24 protein-coding genes are annotated in these 24,402 nt (G+C 61.2%); 21 read left to right on the top strand and 3 right to left on the bottom strand.

Translation table 11 applies throughout. From position 1 onward, the window contains the following. Positions 1-6 precede the first annotated feature (6 nt). The 7 genes from murC to B149_RS17360 all read left to right on the top strand — a co-directional run bounded on the left by murC (position 7) and on the right by B149_RS17360 (position 8,564). Positions 7-1,437 (top strand): UDP-N-acetylmuramate--L-alanine ligase, encoded by a 1,431-nt coding sequence (gene murC, locus B149_RS0113825; RefSeq protein WP_051069583.1) that lies wholly within the window; start codon positions 7-9, stop codon positions 1,435-1,437. A 2-nt stretch (positions 1,438-1,439) separates the two neighbouring features. Then, on the top strand, positions 1,440-2,318 hold the full coding sequence (gene murB / locus B149_RS0113820) for a UDP-N-acetylmuramate dehydrogenase (protein WP_018125762.1): 879 nt from the start codon (positions 1,440-1,442) through the stop codon (positions 2,316-2,318). Continuing rightward, positions 2,315-3,142 carry a cell division protein FtsQ/DivIB gene (locus B149_RS0113815; protein ID WP_018125761.1) on the top strand — a complete coding sequence of 276 codons (828 nt, stop codon included), beginning with the start codon at positions 2,315-2,317 and terminating at the stop codon, positions 3,140-3,142. Before murB ends, B149_RS0113815 begins: the two co-directional genes overlap by 4 nt. 44 nt (positions 3,143-3,186) lie before the next feature. Beyond that, a complete protein-coding gene (gene ftsA, locus B149_RS0113810) occupies positions 3,187-4,422 on the top strand; it encodes a cell division protein FtsA (protein ID WP_018125760.1) in 1,236 nt (411 codons plus the stop codon). A gap of 36 nt (positions 4,423-4,458) precedes the next feature. Then, the gene (gene ftsZ, locus B149_RS0113805) at positions 4,459-5,727 is read left to right on the top strand and encodes a cell division protein FtsZ (protein WP_018125759.1); all 1,269 of its coding nucleotides are present in this window, start codon (positions 4,459-4,461) and stop codon (positions 5,725-5,727) included. Between the two features lie 102 nt (positions 5,728-5,829). Then, a complete protein-coding gene (locus B149_RS0113800) occupies positions 5,830-7,458 on the top strand; it encodes a radical SAM protein (RefSeq protein ID WP_281109918.1) in 1,629 nt (542 codons plus the stop codon). A gap of 38 nt (positions 7,459-7,496) precedes the next feature. Next, on the top strand, positions 7,497-8,564 hold the full coding sequence (locus tag B149_RS17360; RefSeq protein ID WP_018125757.1) for a TRAP transporter substrate-binding protein: 1,068 nt from the start codon (positions 7,497-7,499) through the stop codon (positions 8,562-8,564). On the opposite strand, the gene B149_RS0113790 is transcribed toward B149_RS17360, so the two are convergent. The 3 genes from B149_RS0113790 to icd all read right to left on the bottom strand — a co-directional run bounded on the left by B149_RS0113790 (position 8,543) and on the right by icd (position 10,959). After that, complete coding sequence (locus B149_RS0113790) at positions 8,543-9,055, bottom strand: hypothetical protein (RefSeq protein ID WP_018125756.1); 513 nt, start codon at positions 9,053-9,055, stop codon at positions 8,543-8,545. The genes B149_RS17360 and B149_RS0113790 overlap by 22 nt on opposite strands. Positions 9,056-9,138: 83 nt before the next feature. Further along, the gene (locus tag B149_RS0113785; protein WP_018125755.1) at positions 9,139-9,768 is read right to left on the bottom strand and encodes a LysE family translocator; all 630 of its coding nucleotides are present in this window, start codon (positions 9,766-9,768) and stop codon (positions 9,139-9,141) included. A 51-nt stretch (positions 9,769-9,819) separates the two neighbouring features. Further along, entirely contained in the window at positions 9,820-10,959 is a 1,140-nt protein-coding gene (gene icd, locus B149_RS0113780) for an NADP-dependent isocitrate dehydrogenase (RefSeq protein WP_018125754.1), read from the bottom strand. A 138-nt stretch (positions 10,960-11,097) separates the two neighbouring features. Here icd and B149_RS0113775 point away from each other — a divergent pair, with 138 nt between their 5' ends. From B149_RS0113775 to B149_RS0113710, 14 genes are all read left to right on the top strand, one after another. Next, positions 11,098-11,835 (top strand): SIR2 family NAD-dependent protein deacylase, encoded by a 738-nt coding sequence (locus B149_RS0113775; protein ID WP_018125753.1) that lies wholly within the window; start codon positions 11,098-11,100, stop codon positions 11,833-11,835. Positions 11,836-11,868: 33 nt separating this feature from the next. Beyond that, on the top strand, positions 11,869-13,254 hold the full coding sequence (locus B149_RS0113770) for a hypothetical protein (RefSeq protein WP_156816838.1): 1,386 nt from the start codon (positions 11,869-11,871) through the stop codon (positions 13,252-13,254). Further along, complete coding sequence (locus B149_RS0113765; protein ID WP_018125751.1) at positions 13,251-13,955, top strand: hypothetical protein; 705 nt, start codon at positions 13,251-13,253, stop codon at positions 13,953-13,955. Before B149_RS0113770 ends, B149_RS0113765 begins: the two co-directional genes overlap by 4 nt. 198 nt (positions 13,956-14,153) lie before the next feature. Then, positions 14,154-14,720 carry a 4Fe-4S dicluster domain-containing protein gene (locus tag B149_RS0113760; RefSeq protein WP_018125750.1) on the top strand — a complete coding sequence of 189 codons (567 nt, stop codon included), beginning with the start codon at positions 14,154-14,156 and terminating at the stop codon, positions 14,718-14,720. After that, positions 14,717-15,598 (top strand): CoB--CoM heterodisulfide reductase iron-sulfur subunit B family protein, encoded by an 882-nt coding sequence (locus B149_RS0113755; RefSeq protein ID WP_018125749.1) that lies wholly within the window; start codon positions 14,717-14,719, stop codon positions 15,596-15,598. Before B149_RS0113760 ends, B149_RS0113755 begins: the two co-directional genes overlap by 4 nt. Further along, positions 15,599-17,581, top strand: a complete 1,983-nt coding sequence (locus tag B149_RS0113750) for a CoB--CoM heterodisulfide reductase iron-sulfur subunit A family protein (RefSeq protein ID WP_018125748.1) — start codon at positions 15,599-15,601, stop codon at positions 17,579-17,581. After that, a complete protein-coding gene (locus B149_RS0113745) occupies positions 17,548-18,003 on the top strand; it encodes a hydrogenase iron-sulfur subunit (protein ID WP_018125747.1) in 456 nt (151 codons plus the stop codon). Before B149_RS0113750 ends, B149_RS0113745 begins: the two co-directional genes overlap by 34 nt. Before the next feature lie 12 nt (positions 18,004-18,015). Continuing rightward, the gene (locus B149_RS0113740; RefSeq protein WP_018125746.1) at positions 18,016-18,972 is read left to right on the top strand and encodes a 4Fe-4S dicluster domain-containing protein; all 957 of its coding nucleotides are present in this window, start codon (positions 18,016-18,018) and stop codon (positions 18,970-18,972) included. Beyond that, positions 18,973-20,013, top strand: a complete 1,041-nt coding sequence (locus B149_RS0113735) for a 4Fe-4S dicluster domain-containing protein (protein ID WP_018125745.1) — start codon at positions 18,973-18,975, stop codon at positions 20,011-20,013. A gap of 3 nt (positions 20,014-20,016) precedes the next feature. Beyond that, positions 20,017-20,853 carry an FAD/NAD(P)-binding protein gene (locus B149_RS0113730; RefSeq protein WP_018125744.1) on the top strand — a complete coding sequence of 279 codons (837 nt, stop codon included), beginning with the start codon at positions 20,017-20,019 and terminating at the stop codon, positions 20,851-20,853. Positions 20,854-21,937: 1,084 nt separating this feature from the next. After that, the gene (locus B149_RS0113725; protein WP_018125743.1) at positions 21,938-22,408 is read left to right on the top strand and encodes a ferritin-like domain-containing protein; all 471 of its coding nucleotides are present in this window, start codon (positions 21,938-21,940) and stop codon (positions 22,406-22,408) included. 94 nt (positions 22,409-22,502) lie between these two features. Beyond that, positions 22,503-22,997 carry a ribosome biogenesis factor YjgA gene (gene yjgA / locus B149_RS0113720; RefSeq protein WP_018125742.1) on the top strand — a complete coding sequence of 165 codons (495 nt, stop codon included), beginning with the start codon at positions 22,503-22,505 and terminating at the stop codon, positions 22,995-22,997. Between the two features lie 95 nt (positions 22,998-23,092). Then, positions 23,093-23,356, top strand: coding sequence for a hypothetical protein (locus B149_RS0113715; protein WP_018125741.1), 264 nt, complete (start codon positions 23,093-23,095; stop codon positions 23,354-23,356). A gap of 127 nt (positions 23,357-23,483) precedes the next feature. Next, positions 23,484-24,371, top strand: coding sequence for a DMT family transporter (locus B149_RS0113710; protein ID WP_018125740.1), 888 nt, complete (start codon positions 23,484-23,486; stop codon positions 24,369-24,371). Positions 24,372-24,402: the final 31 nt, after the last annotated feature.

Below are 24,402 nucleotides of genomic sequence, written 5' to 3'. Positions count from 1 at the left end.
GACGACATGGCAGCAGCACAGGGACCTACGCTGAAATACCGGGGAGAAAGTTGCCCCGCCCTCCAGGCCAGAGTGAACACCATCCACATGGTGGGCATCGGCGGTTCGGGCATGAACGGCATCGCCGAGGTGCTCATCAACATGGGCTTCACGGTCACCGGATCGGACCTCTCGGCCGGACCGGCCGTGCGCAGGCTTCAGCAGCTGGGCGCACAGGTCTACATCGGCCACGGCGAAGACAACGTTCGCGACGTTGACGTGCTGGTGAAGTCCACCGCCATTCCGGACGACAACCCGGAGCTGGTCAAAGCCCGCGAGTTGGGCATTCCCATCATCCCCCGCGCGGAGATGCTGGCCGAGCTCATGCGCCTTCGCACCGGCATCGCCGTGGCCGGAACGCACGGCAAGACCACCACGACCTCCCTGCTGGCCACCATCTTCACCGAAGCGGGCCTCGACCCCACCGTCATCATCGGCGGCAGGTTGAACACCTACGGCGCCAACGCGCGACTCGGCGACGGCGACCATCTCATCGCCGAGGCCGACGAGTCAGACGGCTCCTTCCTGTTCCTGCCCCCGGTCATCACCGTGGTCACCAACGTGGACGAAGACCACCTCGATTTCTACGACGGCATTCAGGCCATCGACGACTCTTTCACGGATTTCATGAACAAGATCCCGTTCTACGGCATGAACGTGGTCTGCGGCGACGATCCCGGCGTGCAGCGTCTGCTGCCGCACATCAAGCGCCCCTGCATGACCTACGGGCTGAACGCGGACAACCGTCTGCGCGGCGAGATTATAACCTCGCACCTGCGCAGCATGTTCCGCGTCTACCTTGACGGCGAGCTCTGGGGCGAGGCCACCGTGGCCCAACCCGGCCGCCACAACGTGCTCAATGCGCTCGGCGCCATCGGTGTGGCCATCGAGGCAGGACTGGACAAGGATGAAATCCTGCGCGGCCTGTCCAACTTCGGCGGCGTGGGACGGCGTTTCGAACGCAAGGGCGAGCGCAAGGGCGTGCTCGTGGTGGACGATTACGGACATCACCCCGCGGAAGTGGTCGCCAACCTCGAAACCGCCAAGGCCTGCTATCCGGACCGTCGTTTGATCGTAGCCTTCCAGCCGCATCGCTTCACCCGCACGCAGGCCCTGTTCGGCGACTTCTGCAAGGCCTTCGACGCGGCGGACATGCTGCTGCTGACGGAAATCTATCCCGCGTCCGAATCGCCCATCCCGGGCGTGAACGGTCTGTCTCTCGCGCAGGGCATCAAGCAGGTCAGCGACGTGAAGGTACGCTTCTTCCCGGATTTCGGGGCCATTGAAAAGGAACTGCCCCGCATCCTTCAGCCCGGTGACCTGCTCATGACACAGGGCGCAGGGTCCATCTGGACCGTGGGCGAGAACTGGCTCAACAAGCAGGAGGACGAGGAGTAACCATGGCACTGGGCATTCGGCGGCATATCTCCCTGAGCGACCTCACCACCCTGAGAATGGGCGGCGAGGCCGCATGTGAACTCACCGTGCGCGGCGAGACCGATTTCGACGAACTCTCGGACTTCCTTTTGCGGGAGACCGTGCGGCCCTTCGTCATCGGCAAGGGAAGCAACCTGCTCGCCGCCGGGGATGTCTCCGATCTGGCCCTTGTGCGCATTCAGTCCCCGGCCACGCCCGAACAGGTGGGACAGGACGGCGATCAGGTCATCTTTCGCGCCGGAGCGGGACTGCATCTGCCCGCCCTGCTCGGCTGGGCCTTCAAGTCCGGACTCTCCGGCATGGAAGGTCTTTCGGGAATTCCCGGAACCGTCGGCGGCGCGGTTGCCATGAACGCAGGATCTTACGGCACCGAGATGTCGCAGGTGGTGCGCCGGGTGCGTGTCTGGACGCCCACTGAAGGGCTCGAATGGATCGACGCCGCCGAATGTGCATGGGGCTACCGCAGCTTCGACCCGGGACGCATCAGCCGCTACATGATCCATGAAGTGGAGTTCGCGCTCTCGGAGTCCACGCCGGAAAAGGTCAAGGCCGCCATGAAGGAAACCATGGACAGGAAAAAGGCCGGACAGCCCATTGCCGCCTGGACCGCCGGATGCGTGTTCAAGAACCCCGTGGGCGACAGCGCTGGCAGACTGCTGGATCAGGCCGGTTTCAAGGGGCGGGAGCACGGCGGTTGCCGTTTTTCGCCCATGCACGCGAATTTTCTTGAGAACACGGGTGAAGGCACCGCACGCGAAGCCGTCGAACTCATCGAGGCGGCCCGCGAGGAAGTGGCGAAGCGATTCGATGTGAAGCTGGAAACGGAGGTCATCATCATATGAGCACCATCACGCTCGGCAAGAATCGCCCCAGACTGGGCGGCAAAACGGTCAACAAACGCCGCAGGCAGCGCAGCCGCCAGCCCGCTTCCGGCATCGGCGCGTTCCGCTTTGTCCGCAACACGCTGTTCACCCTCATGGCGCTGGGCGGTCTGGCCGTTCTCGGCGCAGGACTGCTCTACGGGTATCGCTGGGTGACCTCCAGCCCGTACTTCGGCCTTGGCGAAGTGGTCATAAGCGGCAACCAACACCTGACGCGCGGCGACCTCATGGCGCTTGGCGACGTGGAGCTTGGCGAGAACTGCGTGGACCTGAACGTTTCCGAAGTGGAACGGCTCATCTCCAACAGCCCGTGGATCGAATCGGCCACGGTGCGGCGCGAGCTTCCGGGCAGGCTTATCGTCAACGTGACCGAACGCGAGCCGGCCTTCTGGACGGTGCGAGACGGAAAACTGAGCTTCGCGGACGCCGAAGGCCGCGTCATCGCTCCGGCTGCACCGGGAGAATATGCCTCCATGCCGATGCTTCGCATGGGCGAAAACGTGCAGGGCGGCGAAGCGCTTCAGGGATTCGTGAATTTCGTCGGATCGGGCCGTGCCCCGTTCGACATGACGCAGGTGGCATGGGTGCGGGTGCTCCCGAGCCACCAGATCGAGGCCCGGCTGGACACGGTGGGGGTGAACGTGGTGCTGGACATGGACCGCTGGGAAACCCAGCTGGCCCGCATCAACACCGCATGGCGCGACCTCGCTCGTCGCGGAGAGTTTTCAAGGGTCGTCTCGGTGCAGGCCACCGGCGACAAAGTATGGGTGAGACTGCGCGGATAACTCCGCGCCGCAATAAATAGACAGGGAAGAAAGGAGACATTTCCATGGCCAGAAACGACCTGATCGTCGGCCTTGATGTCGGGACCACCAAAATCTGCGTCGTCGTGGGGGAAGCCACCCCGGAAGGCGGCGTGGACATCATCGGCATCGGCACCGCTCCCTCCACGGGACTGCGCCGTGGCGTGGTGGTGAACATCGAAAAGACGGTGCAGTGCATCAAGAAGGCGCTCGAAGAGGCCGAGCTCATGGCGGGCTGCGACATCCGCTCGGTGTACGCGGGCATCGCGGGCAGTCACATTCAGGGCTTCAACAGCCACGGAGTCATCGCCGTCAAGGGTGGCGAAGTCACCCAGCGCGATGTGGACCGTGTCATCGAAGCCGCCAAGGCCATCGCCATCCCCATGGACCGGGAAGTGCTGCACACCCTGCCGCAGGAATTCATCGTGGACGACCAGCGCGGCATCGCCGATCCGCTGGGCATGGCGGGCGTGCGGCTCGAAGTGAAGGTGCACATTGTCACCGGCGCTGTGACCTCGGCTCAGAACATCATCCGCAGCTGCAACCGCTCGGGTCTGGACGTCTCCAACATCGTTCTCGAATCGCTGGCATCCAGCAAGGCCGTGCTCTCCCCGGAAGAACGGGAAATCGGCGTGGCGCTGGTGGACATCGGCGGCGGGACCACCGATCTGGCCATCTTCAACAAGGACAGCATCAAGCACACCTCGGTGCTGGCGCTTGGCGGCCACAATCTCACCAACGACATCGCCTACGGCCTGCGCACCCCCATGGTAGCGGCCGAGAAGATCAAGCTCCGGCACGGCTGCGCCATGAGCGATCTGGTCACCACCGACGAGATTCTCGAAGTACCCAGCGTGGGCGGACGCGAATCCCGTACCATGAGCAAGCGCGTGCTGGCCGAGATATGCGAGCCTCGCTGCGAGGAAGTCCTCGCTCTCGTGGATCAGGAGCTGATCAAGTCAGGCTACAAGAACATGATCGCCGCAGGCGTGGTGCTCACGGGCGGCACGTGCCTCATCGACGGCATGCAGGAGCTGGCCGAACAGATTTTCGACCTTCCGGTCCGCATCGGCTATCCGAGCGGAATCGGCGGGCTCGTTGAGGAAGTCAACAGTCCCAAGTACGCCACTGCAGTCGGGCTTCTGATGCACGGCGCGGGCGAAGAGAGCGGACCGCGTCAGCGGGCGTTCAAGATCCGCGACGAATCAGGGTTCGACCGCATTCTGGGCAGGATGCGCAAGTGGTTTACGGACATCGCTTAACGGGAAGAACAGGGAAACCCAGGGAAGGAGGAAACAATGGAATACTTTGAAATCGAACACGACACCAATGCGAAGATCAAAGTCGTCGGTTGCGGCGGCGGTGGCGGAAACGCGGTCAACAACATGATTCAGTCCGCGCTCAAGGGCGTGAAATTCATCGTTGCCAACACCGATTCGCAGGACATCCACAAATCGCTTGCCGAACACAAGATCCAGATGGGCGAAAAGCTCACCAAGGGTCTGGGTGCAGGCGCCAATCCGGACATCGGCCGCGAAGCCGCGCAGGAATCCGTGGACCAGATCCGCGCCTCCCTCGAAGGCGCCGACATGGTCTTCATCACCGCAGGCATGGGCGGCGGCACCGGCACCGGCTCCGCGCCCGTCGTCGCCGAGATCGCCCGTGAAATGGGCGCGCTCACCGTGGGCGTCGTGACCAAGCCTTTCTACTTCGAGGGACGCCGCCGCCTCGGCTCCGCCGAAAAGGGTATCAAGGCCCTGTCCGAAGTGGTGGACTCCATCATCACCATCCCCAACGACCGCCTGCTGCAGCTCGCCGCCAAAAAGGCCGCGTTCGCCGACATGCTCAAGCAGGCCGACGAAGTGCTCTACTACGCGGTCAAGGGCATCGCGGACCTCATCACCGTACACGGCCTGATCAACCTCGACTTCGCGGACGTGAAGGCCGCCATGGCCAGCTCCGGCATGGCGCTCATGGGCACCGGCATCTCCTCCGGAGAAGGACGCGCCAAGGAAGCGGCCATGAAGGCCATCACCAGCCCGCTGCTGGAAGACGTGTCCATCGAAGGCGCAAAGGGCGTGCTCATCAACATCACCTGCGGCCCGGACATGCTCATCGACGAGGTCTCCGAGGCCGCCGACATCATTTACAAGGAAGCCCACGAAGACGCGGAAATCTTCTTCGGTACGGTTTTCGACCCGGACGCGGGCGACGAAATGCGCATCACCGTGATCGCCACCGGCATCCAGCAGGCCATGGAAGAGCCCGAGCCGCAGATGTCCAAGGCCGACCAGCAGAAGATGATGCTGCTCGGACCCCGGGGCATGTCCCGCGGACAGAGCCAGGAACAGACCGCACGCTCCGGCATGCGCGAAGGCCATCGCCGCGTCGTCGAAGAGAACCGCAACATCCCGGCCTACCTGCGCAAGGGCGCCGCTGCCGCCGAGGAACCCGCTCCGCAGCAGCAGGTCTCCCGCCGCGCCGTGGCCGGACCGGGTGAAGAGGAATTCATCTTCGAGGAAGACGATTTCGACGTCCCCGCATTCATCCGCAGAAACGCGGACTAACGGAGGCGTCCATGAGGAATTTGCCAGACCGCGCCTTGGCGGGCGGAGGGATTCGCCATAGCTAACGCAAAGCATCAGTTGTTTTACGGCCGGGAGGAGCCTTTGGCTCCAGACCACGGCGGTCGGCTGCCCACGGCCATCGTGGTGCCCGGAGGTGAGGCGCTGGCAGTGTCGACCCTCGGCTGGCAAGCCGTCTACCGCCTCCTTGCGGAGGAACCGCGCATGGCGGTTGAGCGCGTGTTTCCGGATAAGACCGGACACGGCCCGGACGGCGGCGAGCCTGTATCGAGGGAGGCATCCCACCCACTATCCTCATTCCCTGTCCTCGCCTTCAGCGTGACATATGAGGAGGATTATCTCCTTCTCGCGCGCACCCTGGAGGCCTCGGGCGTTCCGCCGCTTGCGGCGGAACGCCCGGACTTCCCTCTGGTTCTCGCAGGCGGGCCGCCCGCCTTCCTGAACCCGGCGCCCATCGCGCCGTTCGTGGATCTCTTCTGGGTGGGAGAGGCCAACGAGGACCACCTGCAACTGCTTCTCGACCTGCGCGAACACATTTTCGCGGGTGGAAGCAAGTCCGACTTTCTGGAGGCGGTCAAGGACCGTCCAGGCGTCTACGTTCCGGGCAGATCGAAAACGCCCGTGCGCCGAGTGGTGTCCGCCCTCGGCAGCAAACTCCCCGATCCGGCGTGGTCCTGCTTCGTCAGTCCCACGGCCACCTTCAAGGACACCCTGCTGCTGGAAGTGAACCGCGGCTGCCCCTACGGCTGCCGCTTCTGCGCCGCAGGATACATCTACCGTCCACCCCGTCACGCCGACATAGATGTCATGAAGGACGTGGTGGAACGCACCAATCCGCTCAAGGTGGGCCTCGTGGGCACCGCGCTCACGGACTGGCCCGACCTGTTGCCGTTCCTGAAATGGCTCAAGGAACGCAAGACCAAGTTTTCCCTGTCGTCCATGCGCGCGGACGGCATCACCGAGGAACTGCTGGTGTTCCTGCGTCAGTGCGGCATCCGCACCATCACCCTCGCCCTTGAGGGAGCCAGCGAGCGGCTGCGCAACATGGCAAGCAAGAAGCTCGACCCGGACGACTTTCTCAAGGCCGTACGCCTGTGCGCCCGCTACGGGGTGAACCACCTCAAGAGCTACATCATCGTTGGCTGGCCCGGTGAAACGGACGAAGACTACGAAGAACTCTCCAGCTTCATGCAGCGCATCATCGACATCCGCTCCGAAGAACCCGGCGGACGCAAGAAATCCTTCATGCGCATCACGCTTGGCGCGAGCTGCCTCGTCCCCAAGCCTTGGACGCCATTCCAGTGGGCTCCCATGGCGACGGAAGAACAGCTTGATCGCCGCCTGAAACAGCTCCGCAAGCTCGTCAAACCATACAAGGGATTGACGCTCACCCACGACAGCCCGTTCCAGGCCCGACTTCAGGGGCTGCTGGCTCGCGGCGACGAGCGCATTGCCGATTTCATCATGCTCGCCGCAAAGCACGGCGGCTGGAAAAAGGCCCTCAAACGCTGGGACGGCGACCCTTCCGAGTATCTCGATCGCGTGCGTGCGGACGACGAACCGTTTCCGTGGGAATGTGTGGACATAGGCGTGCGACGCGCGTTCATGCTGAGGGAATGGCATCAGGCGCAAAAGGCCGTGGTGACACCGGGCTGCCCGGGAATTGACTGCGGCGACTGCAAACGTTGCGGGATGCAGGACTTCACTTCCTAATAATTGTCCACCACGGCGCTTTCTGCTAAGCCTGCGGCATGAAACGCAGAGAGTTTTTCGCCGGCGCCGGGGCAATGACCCTTGCGGCCTGCACCCCGACTTCCGGTACGGGCAGTGATCCCATTCGCTGGCGCATGGCCACGGCATGGCCCAGAAACATGCCGGTAATGCACGACGGCGCTCAACTCTTTGCCGAACGAGTCAATGTTCTCAGCCAGGGCGAGCTGGAAATAGAACTGCACGCAGCCGGGGAGATCATGGGCGCCCTTGATGTCTTCGACGCCGCCTCCCAGAACGAAATTCAGTGCTACCACGCCTCTTCCTATTACTGGGATGACATCGAACCTGCCACGGCTTGGTTTTCATCAGTGCCCTTCGGCATGAACGCGGAAGGCTGTCTGGCATGGATTCTCGGTGACGAGGGCCTCTCGCTCTGGCAGGACATCTACCGCCGTTTCAGCATAGTGCCCTTCCCCATGGGAGCCACGGGAATGCAGATGGGCGGATGGTTCAAGGCTCCGCTCGAAGAGCCTGCGGACCTGAACGGGCTGCGGATCAGAATCCCCGGTCTGGGTGCGCGAATCTACGCGAAACTCGGCGCCGAACCAGTGCAGTTTCCGGCATCGGACCTTGTCCCGGCCATGCAATCAAATCGGCTTGACGCGGCGGACTGGATCGGCCCGCACATCGACATCCGGCTGGGACTCGACACGGTCGCCTCGCACTATTACTACCCCGGCTGGCAGGAACCCTCAGGGATACTCGAACTGGGCATCAACAGCCACGCCTATGACGCCCTGCCCCAGCACCTCAAGGAGATCGTCAGAAGTTGCGCAGCGGACGTGACCCAACACATCGTCACCAGGTTCGCGGTCCTTAACGGCAGAGCCATAAAGCGCCTGCGCGACAATCCCGAGATCACGGTGGCCCCTTTCCCCGTAAAGCTGCTTGAACTCTTTCAGCGAGTCGCCGACGAGACCGTGGAAAACGAAGCTGGCAAGAGCGTCCGCGCCAGACGCGTGCACGAAAGTTACAAGCGGTTCATGTCCAGCTGGCTGGGATGGGGAAGAATGGCGAATCTGGGTTACTTCGACCTGATGCGCTGACGACGGACGCGCTTGCCCGGCATGAACGATGTGCGCAGAAAGGAAGGGCTCAGGAAGACGAACGGATTGCGCACCACGGCATCGGGCAGGATGTGATACCAGCGGTAGCCGAGGGACCGGAAGTAGGCTTCCGCCCGAGCACGTGCCCCCACATCCTCCGCCGCACGAAGGGCCGCATCGCGCTGGCAGCGGGAACGGGCGACGGTCTCCAGTATTCGCTCACTGACCCCGTAGCGCATGAACATCCGCCGCAACCTGCGATACTCCCTGTTACGGGAGATGCCATCAGCCCCGGCGAAAAACGCCACCACCAGCCAGAACACCGCCCACAGGCAGACCGCCCCGCCGAGCCGGAACTCGCCCTCGGCCTCCAGCGTGAAGCCGCAGACCGTGAGCACGGCCGCAATGCAAAGCGAAACGAGCGCCGTGGCGTGCGGCCACGGAGCGGCGAGCAGATAGCGCAAGGAAGCGTCGAGTTCGGCACGTCGCATGATCGTTTTCCCGTCCTTTCGATCAGGCCCTAACCGCAGTCGGTTCAAGCGTCAAGAAAAGTCGATCTCAAAGGGCGGAAAACTCAGACGTCGGAAAGCGCCAGCGTCACACCCAGTCCCACCAGAACGGTTCCGGCGGTCCGGTTGAGGGCGCGCTCCATCTCCGGCCCCGTACGGAGCCGTTCGCCGACTGCGCCGCTGAACAGGGCAACCGCCGCGAAAACGGAAAAAGAAACGAGCATGAACACGGCCCCGAGCAGTATCATCTGAAACACCACCGGTCCCCGGTTCGGGTCCGTGAACTGAGGCAGAAACGCCAGAAAGAACAGGGCCACCTTCGGATTGAGCACGTTGGCCACAATGGACTGGCGGAAAATGGTTGCAGTGGGGATCGTGCTTTTGTCTCCCCCTATCGCACTCGCCGTGGCCGCACTGCGAAACATCATGATCCCGAGATAAACCAGATAGGCCGCCCCCGCGAGCTTGATGATGGTAAAGGCCGTGGCCGAGGCCGCCAGCACGGCGGAAACGCCGAACGCAGCAAAAAACGTATGCACGATCACGCCCAGATTGAACCCGGCCGCGGCACACAGCCCCGCCTTGCGGCCCTGCGAAATACCACGGGCCAGAACATAAAGGATGTCCGGTCCGGGCGTGAGCGCCAGAACGAAGACAGCACCGGCGAAAAGCGCGAGTTGGGATAATTCGATCATAGTATGAAAAACCGCCGCGAACCCGATGGATCCGCGGCGGTCGTTTCGTAATTAGATACCGGCCAGAATGATCTCGCCGAACTCACGGCAGCCGACCTGCTGGGCGCCGGGAATCTGCGAGGCCAGATCGACCGTGACCTTGCGAGCGGCCAGCGCCTTTTCCACGGAGCCGCGCACCAATTCGGCAGCTTCGCCGAAACCGGCGTGGTCCAGCAGCATGGCGCCGGAAAGGATCAGGCTTCCGGGGTTGGCCATGTCCTTGCCCGCGATGGTGGGGGCCGTGCCGTGGGTCGCTTCGAACATGGCGAGCGTATCGCCCATGTTCACGCCCGGGGCCAGCCCGAGTCCGCCGACCTGTGCGGCGAGCGCGTCAGAGATATAGTCGCCGTTGAGGTTGCTTGTGGCGACCACGGAATACTGTTCCGGACGCATGAGGCATTCCTGGAACATGGCGTCGGCGATGCGGTCCTTGACCACGACCTTGCCCTCTTCGCCTTCCATGACGCAGGTCCCGGCAAATTCCTGCTCGGCAACTTCATAGCCCCACGCCCGGAACGCGCCTTCGGTGGTCTTCATGATGTTGCCCTTGTGCACCAGCGTCACGGATTCGCGGCCTTCGCGTGCGGCGAACTCGATGGCACGGCGTACAAGACGCTTGCTGCCTTTTTCGGTCATGGGCTTGATGCCAACGCCCGCACTGGGGTCAACGTCCGCACCCAGTTCGTCACGCAGGAATGCGATGAGCTTCTTGGCTTCCGCGCTGCCGGAGGCGTACTCGATGCCCGCGTACACGTCTTCGGTGTTTTCGCGGAAAACGACCATGTCGACACGCTCGGGATGCTTGACCGGGGACTCAATGCCAGCGAAATGCCGCACCGGACGGATGCAGGCGTACAGGTCAAAGGCCTGCCGCATGGTTACGTTCAGGCTGCGAAAACCCTTTCCCACCGGAGTTCCCAGCGGGCCCTTCATGGCCAGTTCGGCCTTTGCGAGGGCGTCCATGGTGGTCTGGGGAAGATATTCACCGGTTTCGGCAAACGCCTTTTCCCCGGCGAGCAGCTCCACCCAGTCGAGCGAGTTGCTTCCGCCATAGGCCTTGTCCATGGCCGCATCAAGCACCGGGCGGGCGGATGCCCAGACCTCGGGGCCGATGCCGTCACCTTCTATGAAATATACCGTGCGCTGTGTCAAAGCACCCTCCACGCGTCATAATGTTTGATCGATATTTCACAAAAACGAGAAGCGAAACATACTCAGGTCGTTTGCGCTTTGCAAGTCTTCTTAAAAATGTCGATTGATTTGGATTATGGGGTGGGATAGCGTGTAAAAATGATAGCCAGCATCGAAACAGTCAAAGCGCTCGTGGACGGCGCAGAACGCATCGTGGTCCTCACCGGCGCGGGGGTTTCCGCGGAATCCGGCGTGCCTACGTTTCGCGGGGCCGACGGATTGTGGAACGGCCTGCGCGCCGAGGACCTTGCGCACCCTGAGGCCTTTGCACGCGATCCGCAGAAAGTATGGGACTTCTACAACTGGCGACGCGACATGCTGCGCCAGTGCCGGCCCAATCCTGCCCATGAAGCGCTGGCCGCCATGGAGGCGGCCACCCCCTCATTCAACCTCATCACCCAGAATGTGGACGGCCTGCATCAGCAGGCAGGCAGCGAGAGCGTCCTTGAACTGCACGGAAACATCTGGCGCGTGCGCTGCCCCCAGTGCACCTTCAAGACCGAAGACCACGACGTGCTCCCGCCGCTGCCCAAGTGCCCCGGATGCAACGCCCTGCTCAGGCCGGACGTGGTCTGGTTCGGAGAACAACTCGAACCGGGCACCCTGCACTCATCCGTCGAAGCCGCAGCCAATGCGGATATTCTGTTGGTGATAGGCACCTCCGGGTTGGTCCAGCCCGCCGCATCCCTCGCGGACCTCGCCAACCGGCACGGCGCCGTCACGGTCGAGGTCAACCTTGAACCCACGCCCAACACCGGATTCATGGACTTCGCCCTTCACGGCAAGGCCGGAGAAATCCTCCCCAGACTCATGCTCCAGCCCCTACTTATAGGGTAGACTTTATAAGGTAAATTCTGTATCGGTTTTCGCATGACGCCGATACCACCACTGCTCCCCCTCTGGCAGACGAATCCCGGACGCCTGATGCAGACCGTTGCCGCCCTATTCGTATTCATGGGCGCGTGGACGGTTTCATCAAATTGTCTCGGCCTGCACTGCCATCAGACGCAAGCCTACTTCACGCAGGCGCTGATCTGGTGGCCCAACTTCTTCGTCCCGCTGTTGCTGGACTTCCCGGACAACGGTTTCTGGACCGTCTTCATCACGGCCACCTTCATCGCCCTCATCGCGACCCTCTTCATATCGGTCATCCTATACGACATTCGCCGCTGGCAGAACTCGGAGGAACTGGCCGACGCTCCGAGAACCTTCACGCTGTATCTGTCCGAGAACGCGGGAAGCATCATGACCTCGCTGGGCATCCTCGGCACATTTCTCGGGCTGGCCCTGGGCACTGGCGCGGTCGAGCTGTCGGAAGCGTCTGACAGAACAAAATTTCTCGGCCAGCACTTTCAGGAAATAAAGAAGCTCATGCTGACGCTTTCGCTCGCCTTCTGGTCCAGCGTTGCGGGCATAGGCGGTGCCATCGGGATAAAGATAATCAAAGGTTTTTTCAGCAACCTCGCCGACCAGCCCACGGACATGATCAGCGTAATGGACACTCACTCCAACGCGGTCTGCGGCAAACTTGAATCCATCGATACCAGCATCAGGGGGCAGCGAATCATCCCGGCACAGGAAATCGCCGAAGCCATCACGATTGTGCTCAAAGCGGAATTCTCCAACCACTTTTCCCAACTGAGCCACGCGGCTACGGACTGCGCCAAGGCCTCGCGAGAATGCACGGAATCCATGCGGAACAGCACCCGCACATTCTGCGAGACAATGCAAAACGGTTCAACGAACCTGGAGAAATCCATTCAGGCCGATCTGAATCTGCTGGAGGAGAAATTCGAAGAACTCGCGAAGAGCATGGAGTCCGCCACCAAGGCCAGCCGCGAGACCCTCGAAATATCACGCAACGATCACACTCAGCTGCATCATGAGGCAAAGATCATCAACGCCCAACTCAGAGCCACAACTCAGAGCTACGACCAGATGCGCAAAAAAATCGAAGGAACGGTGCTGAAGCTGCACGGGATGGTCCGCAATTACAGGAAAACCATCAACTATGATCGTAACCTTCGGGATGCTGTCAGAAAAATGGGGGGCATCCCGGAAGAGCTGGACCGGCTGCACAACGCACTCATCATACGAATGAGGCAGCAGGAGAAAGCGTTGAAAAAACATGGCTATGATCTGGATGCTGACCTTAAACGCATACGTTCCACCTTGGACGATAATAACATCGTTGAACTTGAGACGGTGCTTGAACGCCTGCTGCAAAACCTGAGGGACTCGAAGGAGAGCGAATGAAGCCTGCGGAAGACCACTGGGTAGCCCTGTGCGACCTGTTCGGCGGCCTGACTGCCTTCTTCGTGTTCACGGCGGTGGGCATCGCCACGGCAGCAGGGGTGGTGCTCGCAGGCATAGGCGATGATTACGGCGGCAGAGAACAGAACGAGGCCAACTCGACCATTACCATTACCTATGGCAGCGGCACCAGCTTCGGCCACAACCGGTTCGCACCGAGTGACAAGCAGAAACTGCTGCGTATCTGCTCCACGATTCCCAAACGTTACGAAGAACTCGGCGCGTCCATGATCGCCTTCATCGGTCACGCCTCGTGCAGGCTGGATGACGACAGGGACAGAATCGCCAGAAGAAAACTGGATTCATACGACAACAACAGTACTCTGTATTTTGAGGACTTCGCCACCAACGCCGAACTGTCCGCGCGCCGGGCCATGGCCATTTACACCTTCTGCCTTTTCGAAACGCAAGAGCCGGTCCGAAGCTGGTTTCAGGAGCATCAGGACCGCATCATAGTGGAAGGCCGGTCCGAACTGGAAGCAGGACTCGACCTTTCCGATGGCGAACCATTCTGCAAGGACCGACAGCGCCCTTATGCGGACGAACAGAAATATCGGCGTGTTGACATCCAATTTCTGACCGGATCAGTCACCAACAGGCCGCCCGAAGCGGTGCACGGGCACATTGATGGCGGCAATAATTAGGTCGATTGGAAATAATAACCGATACTTTTTCAAGATTTCGAAACACAAACCCGCCCTCACTTCTCGATCAATGCAATTTCACCCACACCGGCCCCGAATGTGGACAATAATCCTTCTTCGGGGTACGTTGACCACCATTTTTACGGGCTGACTTCTCGGAATGACTCCGCATCCAGCCGGAAGCGATGGAGTTTTCATATGGAAATTCTCAGTATGGGAAAAAGCTGCGACGCGACCTTCATTGAGGACGTGAAGCGCGAATCGGGACAGGACCCGGCCACCTGCTACCAATGTGGCAACTGTACCGCGGGATGTCCGTACACGTTCGTATACGACATCCCCGTCAACCAGATCATGCGTCTTTTGCAGGCCGGGCAGAAAGAACGCATCCTCAAATCGAAATCCCTCTGGCTGTGCGCCACTTGCGAGTCCTGCACCACCCGATGTCCTCAGGGCATCGACGTGGCCCTGATCATGGACGTACTCAGGCACATGGCCCGGCGGGAGGGATACGCCGCGGAAAAGAACGTCAAAACCTTCTACGACGGATTTCTTGAATCCGTTAAGCGCCACGGCCGCGTCTTCGAAATGGGCGTCGCCGCCAACTACAACCTGAAGACCGGCCGGTTCTGGACCGGCGCCGACATCGCCCCCAAGGCGCTCTCCATCGGCAAGCTCGACTTCAGGCCCCACGAAATCAAGGGACGCGACGAGGTCAAACGCATCTTCCGCCGCTATCTGCAACGCGAGGAGGCGGGCGAATGAACCTGATGAAGATTCCATACTATCCGGGCTGCTCCCAGACCGGATCGGCGCGCGAATACGATATGTGCACCCGCGAGTGCATGGCCGGTCTCGGCATAGAGCTGCTGGAGATCGACGACTGGAGCTGTTGCGGTTCCACCCCGGCCCACACCGTGGATCACTCGCTGGCGGCGGCCCTCTCGGCCAGAAACCTTGAGCGGGTGGAGGCCATGGGCCACAAACGGGTCACCACGCCCTGCCCGAGCTGCCTGACCAACCTCAAGACCGCCGAACACCGCCTCTCCCGCAAGGACTTTCGCGAAAAGACCAACCAGCTGCTGGACCGCCCCTACGAAGGCGGCGTCACCACCAAGTCCGTGCTCCAGATCATCTTCGAGGACTACGGCGTGGAAGCGCTCAAGGCACGTGCAGTCAAGAAGCTCAAGGGCCTGAGCCTTGCACCCTATTACGGATGCATCATGAACCGGCCGCCCGAGATCATGCGCTTCGACCACCACGAGAACCCGGTAGCCATGGACAAGATCGTGGAGGCGCTCGGCGCCGAGGCGGCTCCGTTCCCGCTCAAGGTGGAATGCTGCGGCGCGGCATACGGAGTCCCGCGCTCCGACGTCACGGCAAGGCTCACCGCCCGACTGCTGGACGCGGCAGAGGACTGCGGCGCGGACGCCGTGGTCACTGCCTGCCCCCTTTGCCACATGAATCTCGACCTCAGGCAGTCGCAGGTCAACCGCAAGCAGCGCCGCGGCTTCAACATCCCGATCCTTTACATCACGCAGGTCATCGGGCTGGCGCTGGACATTGCGCCGGAGAAGCTGGGCATGGACCTGCACGCGGTAGACCCGCGCCCCCTGCTCAAAAAGCTTGAGGGAGGCGAATAAATGAGAATAGGCGTATTCGTCTGCCACTGCGGCAGCAACATCGCAGGGACCGTGGACGTGGTCAGCGTGGCCGAGGCCGCGCGGCTGTTCCCGGACGTGGTCTTTTCCACGGACGAAGTCTACACCTGCTCCGAACCGGGCCAGAAGGCCATCCGGGACGCCATCCGCGAGCATCGTCTCGACGGCGTCGTGGTGGCATCCTGCTCGCCCCGCATGCATGAGAACACTTTCCGCCGGGCCATTGAAAAGGCCGGGCTGAACCGATACATGCTGGAGATGGCCAACATCCGCGAGCACGTCTCGTGGATAGGCAAGGACAAGGAGAAGAACACCTTCAAGAGCACCGAGCTGGTGCTCATGGCGGTGGAGAAGCTCCGCAAGAATCGTCCGCTGGTGGCCAAATCCTTCGACATCAACAAAACCGTTATGGTTCTGGGTGGCGGCGTGGCCGGCATTCAGGCCGCGCTGGACTGCGCCGACGGCGGGCTCGACGTGATCCTCGTTGAACGCGAATCCACCATCGGCGGCACGATGGCCAAGCTGGACAAGACCTTCCCCACTGTGGACTGCTCCACATGCATCCTCGGCCCCAAGATGGTGGACGTCTCCCAGCACCCCAACATCACGCTCATGACCTCCTCGGAGATCGAAGCGGTCAGCGGCTACGTGGGCAACTTCGACGTCACGGTGCGCAAGCGCGCCACCTACGTGAACAACGAGCTGTGCACCGGCTGCGGCCTGTGCTCCGAGAAATGTCCGAGCAAGAAAGCGCCGGACCGCTTCAACGAGGCGGTGGGCAACACCACGGCCATCAACATCCCGTTCCCGCAGGCCATTCCCAAGAAGGCCTCCATCGACCCGGAACACTGCATCAAGTTCACCAAGGGCAAGTGCGGGGTGTGTGCCAAAGTCTGCCCCACCGGTGCCGTGAACTACGAGCAGCAGGACGAACTGACCGAAGTCAAGGTCGGCGCGGTCATCACCGCCACCGGCTTTTCCCTCTTCGACCATACCCGGCTGGAACAGTACGGCGGCGGACGCTACCCCGACGTCATCACCTCGTTGCAGTACGAACGCATGCTCTCGGCCTCCGGCCCCACCGGCGGACACATCAAGCGCCCGTCCGACGGACGCGAGCCCAAGAACGTCGTGTTCATCCAGTGCGTCGGCTCACGCGACAAGTCCGTGGACCGGCCCTACTGCTCGGGCTTCTGCTGCATGTACACCGCCAAGCAGGCCATCCTGACCAAGGACCACCTGCCGGACTCTCAGAGCTACGTATTCTACATGGACATCCGCGCCCCGGGAAAACAGTACGACGAGTTCACCCGCCGGGCCATGGAGGAATACGGAGCGCGTTACGTCCGTGGCCGCGTTTCCATGATCTACCCGAGGGACGGTTCCCTCGTGGTCCGCGGCGCGGACACACTGGCCGGAACCCAGATGGAAGTGGACGCCGACCTCGTGGTGCTGGCCGTGGGAGCCGAGTCCGGCAAGGGCGCGCCCCAGCTGGCCGAGAAGCTGCGCATCTCCTATGACCGGTACGGTTTCTTCCTGGAAGGGCACCCCAAGCTTAGGCCGGTGGAGACCAACACGGCGGGCATTTTCCTCGCCGGGGCCTGTCAGGGTCCGAAGGATATCCCGTCCTCCGTGGGACAGGGCAGCGCGGCCGCAGCCAAGGTGCTGACCATGTTCTCCAAGGACAAGCTGGAATCCGATCCGGCCGTGGCACAGGTCAACCAGCGCCGCTGCGTGGGCTGCCTCAAGTGCGTGCGCACGTGCCCGTTCGGGGCCATCAAGGAAATCGAAGCGCGCGACGGCTCGACCAAGGCCGAGGTCATCGACACCGTGTGCCAGGGCTGCGGCATCTGCTCCGTAACCTGCCCGCACGGCGCCATTCAGCTGAGCCATTTCACAGACAACCAGATACTCGCCGAGGTGGACGCATTATGCCTGTCATGGATGGACGAGAACTTCGCATAGTCGGCTTTCTCTGCAACTGGTGCTCGTACGGCGGCGCGGACACCGCGGGCGTGGCCCGTTTCGACCAGCCGACCGACCTTCGCGTGGTGCGCCTGCCCTGCACGGGCCGCATGGACCCGCTGTTCGTGGTCAAGGCCCTGCTTTCCGGCGCGGACGGCGTCCTCGTCTCCGGCTGCCACCCGCGCGACTGCCACTATTCCGAAGGAAACTTCTACGCCAGACGCCGCCTTGAAGTGCTCAAGCAGTTCCTGCCCGTCACCGGCATCGATCCAGAACGCTTCGAGTACACGTGGGTATCGGCCTCCGAAGGCCAGAAATGGCAGGAAGTGGTCACCAAATTCACCGAGCGCATTCACCGGCTCGGCCCCTCGCCCGCCATCGCGGACGCCGCCGAGAAGCTGAAAGCCGCCAACCTCGGCTGATCCGGAGGAAGCATGTCCAAACTGGATACTCTCAAGGAACAGATACAAGAGGCGCTGCCAGACCTCGACTTCGTGGTCGCCTGGGAACGGGGTTTCGACCCGGCCCACGCAACGCCCTATCATATCAAGGAAGAGGCTGACCTGGACCGCATGGTCCTCGACGCCACCTGCGCACACAACCTTGCGTCCTTCCTCACCGGCTTCAAGGGCAAGAAGGTGGGCGTGGTGGTCAAGGGCTGCGACTCACGCACCGTGGTGCAGCTCATGCAGGAAAAACTCATCGACCGCGAGGCCGTCACCGTGTTCGGCGTGCCCTGCCGGGGCGTGCTGGACAAGGCCAAGCTCCGCCGCGCCGTTGATCTCTCCCGCGTGGAAAGCCTCGAAGCGGACGAAACCACCGTTCGCCTGAGCGCCAACGGCGAGGAGCAGGAACTGCCGCGCGAAGAGCTGGTGGCCGACAAGTGCATCACCTGCCGCTACCCCAACCCGCTCGAATTCGACCACATGGCGGGCAAGCCGCTGGAACCGGTAGGCGACGAGGCAACGCAATACGCGCGCATCGAAGCCTTCGAGGAAAAACCGGTTCAGGAACGCTTCGAGTTCTGGGTGGGTGAAATGGACCGTTGCATCCGCTGCTACGCCTGCCGCAACGCCTGCCCGCTCTGCGTCTGTCGCGACCACTGCATCGGCGACTCGCGCGACCCGCACTGGGTATCGCAGGAAACGGACATCCGCAATAAATGGATGTTCCAGCTCATCCACGCCTCGCATCTGGCCGGACGCTGTACCGAGTGCGGCGAATGCGAGCGCGCCTGCCCCATGGACATCCCGGTGCTCATGTTCAAGAAGAAGCTCAGCTCCGCCGTCAAAGAGCTTTTCAACTACGAGTCCGGCGTGGACCCGGCGGCCATCCCGCCGCTGTTCACGTTCCAGATAGACGAGGAAACCATCAACGAGAGGGGCTGGTAAATGGCAAAGACCGTATTCCTGCCCGAAGAGAATCTGGACGCTTGGATCAAGGCCATGGCCGCAGAACGGCGCGTGATGGCTCCCGTACGGGACCACGAGGCCGTAGTCTACGCGCAGGTCAACGACGCATCCGCCGTCGAGCTGGACACTCAGGCCACTGAGTCGCCCAAAAAGGCGATCTTCCCGCAGACCGAGACTCTGCTCTCCTTCAAGCGCATGAAGACCGCCGAGTCGCCCGACGCGCTGGACATCGAAATCCGCGAATCCATCGAAGCCGAACCCACCGTAGTCTTCGGCGCCCGCCCCTGCGGCGTCCGCGGCTTCGCCATGTTTGACCGCGTCTACGACAACAAGCGCATCACAGACCCATACTACAAGGCCCGACGCGACAGCACGCACTTCGTGACCATCGGCTGCGACAAGCCCATGAACGCCTGCTTCTGTCACTGGGTGGACTCCGGACCCACAGACGACGACGGCACCGATGTGCTGCTCGTGCCGGTGGAAGGCGGGTACGCCGCCCGCGCCGTCACGGACGAAGGCAAAAAACTGCTCGATCTCGCCGAAACCACGACCCGAAAAGGCGTCAAGGCCGAAGCCGACGCGGTAGCCAAACAGGCACTCGAAGCCATGAGCGAGGCCCCGGACCTCTCTGACGTCCCCGCCAAGATCATGGACGCCTTCGACGATCTCGACTTCTGGTCGGAGATGACCGCAGCCTGCGTCTCCTGCGGGGCATGCACCTACCTCTGTCCCACCTGCTACTGCTTCAACATCACCGACGAAGCCGCGGGCCTTTCCGGCAAACGCATCCGCACGTGGGACAACTGCATGAACCACAACTACACGCAGGAAGCCAGCGGACACAATCCGCGCCCCACCAAGGCGCACCGCATGCGCAACCGCGTGGGCCACAAGTTCGGCTACTACCCGGACCTGCACGACGGCACCATACTGTGCTGCGGCTGCGGACGCTGCATCGCCCGCTGCCCCAACTCCGTGGATATTCGCCGCATCGTCATGCGGGTCAAGGAGCGATAGACCATGTGCGACTGCAAGAATCCGTATCTCCCTGAAAAGGCCACCATTCTGGAGGTGGTTCAGGAAACCGCCAACATCAAGACCTTCCGCGTCAGACTCGACGACGAAGACAAGATGAAGGCCTTCACCTTCGAACCAGGTCAGGTCGGACAGCTCTCCGTCTTCGGCACCGGGGAGTCCACCTTCGTCATCAATTCGCCCCCGACGCGCATGGACTACCTGCAGTTCAGCGTCATGGAAGCAGGCGAAGTCACCCGCGCCCTGCACGGCCTCAAGGCCGGAGACAAGGTCGGTGTACGCGCCCCGCTCGGCAACGCCTTCCCCGCACAGCAGATGAAAGGCAAAGACATCGTCTTCGTCGGCGGCGGCATCGGCATGGCCCCCCTGCGCACCCTGCTGCTCTACATGCTCGACAATCGCGACGACTACGGCAAAATCACCGTACTCTACGGCTCCCGCTCGCCCGCAGACTTCTGCTATCAGGAAGACCTCGACGAATGGATGGCCCGCGACGACATGGAACTCGTCCTCACCGCCGACACCGGCAGCGACGACTGGCAGCACCGCGTTGGACTTATCCCCCACGTCCTGCTGGACATGGAACCCACCGCCAAAAACGCCGTCGCCGTCACCTGCGGTCCGCCGATCATGATCAAATTCACAGTGCAGGCCCTCGAAAAGCTCGGCTTCGCACACGAAGACATCATCACCACGCTCGAAAAACGCATGAAATGCGGCGTGGGCATCTGCGGACGCTGCAACATCGGCACGAAATACGTCTGCGCCGACGGACCGGTGTTCACCTACGCCGAACTCAAGGAGCTGCCGAACGAACTGTAGCTCATCACTACTATTCAAGAACAAAAAGGGGCTCTTGCGAGCCCTTTTTTTGTGGGCAGAGGGGCTTCCGGCGGGCAGGGCGCTGCCCTGCACCCGGCAAAGGGGCGGGCCCCCTTTGCAATCCCTGGCTTGCCCGGAAAGCAACGCCGCGCAGGTAGCTCGAAAGCCATAGAGGGAGCTTGTGGCGTTGCTTTCCGGGCGAGAAGGGAAATGTGAGTTTTGCTTTTCGGCTGACGGTTGGCTTATGGATGCTGGGGTTGGGGACTAGGTGCTGGTTGTTAATAAATGGGTATGGTTATGATTTATAGCCACAAAAGCCCCCGGTAACTCTGTCAGCGGAGTTGCAGCTGGGACGCGGTGTATGCGGACGCGTGACCCCAGCAGCTGCAAGCCCGCTGACAACTCAGGGATTCCAAAGGGGGGCCGCCCCTTTGGTCCCCCTGAAAGGGTCCGCCTGAAAGGCCCGCCGGAGGCATCCCTACTTGCACCAGTTGCAGATTTCGGCCTAATGGCCGACCTTCTTTTTTGCTTGCGCAGAAAAAATGAAGGCAAAAACTGCGCTTTTTCGGGTGAGCCGCCGTTCTCAGCGAGAGGCTCTATGACGCGGTCACTGTTTCGGGAGAAATGTTTGTTGTCACAAACATCACCCGGACCTGCGTGACCGGTCAAAAGGGCCTCTATGTTTCGATCGGCATTGCTGTGGTGCTTGGTTGGCGGGAGTGGGTTGTTTGTTGGGAGTCCTGAAGGTGAGCATGTGCGCCGCGAGAGTCCCCCGAGATAGAGTGTGGTTAACGGAGTTCGTCAGCCAAGACACATAGAACCCAAAATCCCCGTCAGCGGGGTTGCAGCTAGAACGCGGAGCATGCTGTCGCATGTCCCAGACAGCTGCAACGCCGCTGACAAATTAGGGATTCCAAAGGGGGCCCGCCCCTTTGGTCCCCCTGAAAGGGTCCGCCGGAAAGGCCCGCCGGGGGCATAGTAATACGGTTGAGCCGCTATCTTTTCTGATGTAGTTTCCTGATTCTGTGTGAAGAGTAATCCTATGTAGCGAACCATGTTTGGCAAAGAGATAAGGAGTTCGGTTATGGCGAGTTTTTTCAGGGCAAATGAGATTGTTCAGGCTGCGGTGGATATTGAGACGAAGGGCGAGGCCATGTATGAGAAGCTGGCAGGTCGTGCTCAGAGTGCAGGGACGCGTGAGGCGTTTGAATTTTTGCGTAACGAGGAGCGCAGGCACCGGGCGATTTTTTCGGAGATGTTGGGTGAACTCGGTGAGGTTGAGCTTCCTGCGTGGAGTGATTCCGAGGAGTATGCGCGTTATCTGCATGACCTGATCGATACGCATATTCTGCTTGGTGGCAGCTGGGGGGATTCGCTTCAGGAGAAGCTGAAGACTGATGAGGATGCGTTGCGGTTTGCGATGAAATTTGAGCGGGACACGATTTTGTTCTTTTCCGAGATGGAGCGCATGGTTCCGGACAGCGAGAAGGGGCATGTTCGTGAGTGCGTCGAGGAAGAGCGTCGGCATCTGCGCAAGCTTGCGGCCATGTTGTAGGTTGTATCCTTCCGGAGATTATTGAGAATCGGCCAATGATGCCGCTTGAAGCAATTTGATTCGTGGTGTATCGCATTTGGCTCAGGAGACGTGTATGCACGATCAGGATGATTACAGGCCGCCAAGCAGGTCGCAGCTCAAGCGTGATGCCACAGAAAGACAGAAGCTGGGGCAGCGTTTGGCCGAGCTGGGCGAGGAGGCGCTGCGCAAGGCTGACATGCCGAATGACTTGCGTGACGAGTTGCTGTTCTACAAGTCGCTGACCAAGAACGAGGCCAGGCGGCGTCAGATGCAGCTTATCGGCAAGATGATGCGTGATATCGATCTGGGTGATATCCGCGAATTCATTGGTGGGCTGGACGAGGCGCACCGCATTGGCACTCGCGCCTTTCATGCAGTGGAGCATCTTCGCGACAGGTTGGTGGACGGCGACGACTCGGCTGTTGACGAAGTGTACGAGCGGTATCCGGAGATCGACGGGCAGCATTTTCGTCAGCTGGTTCGCAACGCACGCAACGAAAAGGCCAAGGGCAAAGCTCCCAAGGCTTCCAGAGCGTTGTTCCGCATGTTGCGCGAACAGGAGAACTAACCATCGTCAAGCCTTGACGCGGAGCCGTTCGACCTTATTTCTATAAGCGTGAAGAGAACACACTACGGCCCTTCGGCCGAAAGGAGCGAGTCAAAGTGAAACATGAATATGCCGGTATCGTAACCGAGCTTGAAGATCGCGTCTGTCCCCACTGCAATACGCCCATGGAAGCCTGGCTGGCACCGCCGGAAAGCGGATGGGGAGTGATTGTGGTTTGCAACAACAATGAATGTCCGCACTACGCCGGTTCCGACAAGGACATCATCAACAAGCGCGACGACTCCCGTCTGGGCTGCCGCTATGCGGAGAACCCCGAGAACGGATACAAGCCCATCAACCTGCTTGCCGTCTGCCGCTAAATAATTCTTCCAGAGCACTACGCCCGGATTCGTTTTTGCGAATTCGGGCGTTTTTTTATGCGCGATTCATCGTTTTCTTGTGCCGGAAAGGGTGCTACTAAACCCGCTTCGCAAACGGAGAATCATCTTGAGAACAGCACCTTTCAGCGCATATCTGGCTCTTTTCGGCGGCGCTTGCCTGTGGGCAAGCTCGTTTGTCGTCCTCAAAATCGGCTTTGAGGCGTACGATCCCATGGTCATCATCTTCGGGCGTATGCTGGTGGCCAGCCTGTGTTTTCTGGCGGTCATCAGAAACTTCCGCAAGGTTGAGTACCGCAAGGGCGACTGGAAGCCGCTGCTGTTCATGGGCATCTGCGAGCCTGGATTCTATTTCGTTTTCGAGTCCCTCGCCCTCACATACACCGACGCGTCACAGGCGGGCATGATCTGCGCCATGGTGCCGCTTCTGGTGGCGTTTCCGGCGGCGGTGCTGCTCAAGGAGACCATCTCCAGGCGTACTATGGTCGGGTTCGGGATGGCCATCGGCGGCGCGGTGCTGCTCTCGGCCGCAGCGGAGGCTTCTGATTCGGCACCCAATCCGGCACTTGGCAACTTTCTTGAATTTCTGGCCATGGTCTGTGCCACCGGCTACATGATCACGCTCAAGCGTCTCAGCCCGCGATACGGTCCGTGGTTCCTGACAATGATACAGGCCTTTATCGGCACGGCGTTCTTTTTCCCTCTGCTTTTCCTGCCGACCACCGAATTGCCGACGGCCTTCGATCCGGTGGGGGTGGGCTGCATCGTCTACCTCGGGGTCTTCGTCACGCTGGCGGCATACGGACTTTACAACGTCGGCATGAGTCAGGTCCCGGCCAGTCAGGCTTCCACGTTCGTGAACCTCATTCCGGTCATCACCCTGCTGATGGGCTGGGCCATTCTCGGCGAACAGCTGACCATGGTGCAGTATGTGGCCTCGGCGCTGGTGCTCGGCGGCGTCTGGATAAGCCAGGATAAGTCGGTGCAAACAAGCTGACTTTTTTGGCTTTTACGTGTAGCAGGAGAAG

It is taken from the genome of Desulfovibrio oxyclinae DSM 11498 (genome assembly GCF_000375485.1).
GTDB lineage: Bacteria > Desulfobacterota > Desulfovibrionia > Desulfovibrionales > Desulfovibrionaceae > Pseudodesulfovibrio > Pseudodesulfovibrio oxyclinae.
The sequence above is the reverse complement of the archived record's forward strand: the minus strand, read 5'-3'. Positions and strand labels throughout refer to the sequence as shown.